General features: G+C 46.9%; 2 protein-coding genes and 1 pseudogene. All 3 read left to right on the top strand.

What is annotated here, in order from left to right; all coding sequences use genetic code 11:
* Positions 1-58: 58 nt before the first annotated feature.
* Positions 59-607 (top strand): lytic transglycosylase domain-containing protein, encoded by a 549-nt coding sequence (locus R7Z49_RS23810; RefSeq protein ID WP_024015939.1) that lies wholly within the window; start codon positions 59-61, stop codon positions 605-607.
* Positions 604-903, top strand: a complete 300-nt coding sequence (locus tag R7Z49_RS23805) for a flagellar transcriptional regulator FlhD (protein ID WP_000210563.1) — start codon at positions 604-606, stop codon at positions 901-903. Before R7Z49_RS23810 ends, R7Z49_RS23805 begins: the two co-directional genes overlap by 4 nt.
* Positions 900-961: pseudogene (locus R7Z49_RS23800) on the top strand (transcriptional regulator); the annotation flags it as partial. The gene R7Z49_RS23805 and the pseudogene R7Z49_RS23800, both read left to right, overlap by 4 nt.

Genomic DNA, 961 nt, shown 5'->3' with positions numbered 1-961 from the left:
AAAAGAATAAGCCCGAAAGCCATTCAGGCGCTTCTCGGAAATCAATTAGAGGACAAAAATGAAAACGATTAAAGCAAAAACCATTGCCCTAGTGATAGCCATGTCCGCAAGCACTTCAGTCTATGCGTTTCCGGGCTATCAGTGGGAAAAAGCAGCACATAGCGTTGGTATTGATCCAGTCATGCTCTACGCCGTTGCCTTGGCTGAGTCGGCCTCACATCGTGGTCTCAACATGACCAGTCCATGGCCATACGCAATTCGCAATGGTTCAAACGCAACCTACGCCAAATCTAAGACAGAAGCAGAGCAACTGTTAAACCAGGCACTGCAAGAGACTGAAAAATATCAGCTCGATATTGGCCTTATGCAAATCAATTTGCATTGGCATGGGCATCGGGTGAGCTCAGCAGCGGAACTGCTAGACCCCATCACCAACCTTACGGTCGGCTCAAGTATTTTGGCCGAAGCAATCAAGTCTTCACCAAATGATTTAGAGCTTGGCATAGGCCGCTATCACAGTTGGAACGAAGAGCGTGCACGCTGGTATGGGCAAAGAGTGCTTTCTATCTATCGCAATATTTTACATGAACTGGAGGTCCGTCAATGACAACCAATCAACAAGACTTCTATCAATTAAATTTGGCGTACCTACACGCAGCACGAGAATTGGCGCGAATTGATCCGCAAGAGGCCGTCTTGCGCTTTGGACTTACACGCGACGTGGTTGATGCTCTGATTAATGCTGGTGTTGACGACCTGCAACGAGTGGCGACCTCATCATTCATGCTGTTTCAACCAAGGGGTAACCAAAGCCAACTGATTGAGATGGTGAAGAGCAAAGGCACAGGTATCCCAAGAATCGCTTATTTATTATCAACCCTAAACAACAAGGGGGATGCATGATTGATAACCTGTCCAAAAGTGAGCTATTTACCCGAGCCTCGCTGCTTATTAAATACGG

The organism is Vibrio sp. 1562 (assembly GCF_033340155.1).
Classification (GTDB): domain Bacteria; phylum Pseudomonadota; class Gammaproteobacteria; order Enterobacterales; family Vibrionaceae; genus Vibrio; species Vibrio alginolyticus.
The sequence above is the reverse complement of the archived record's forward strand: the minus strand, read 5'-3'. Positions and strand labels throughout refer to the sequence as shown.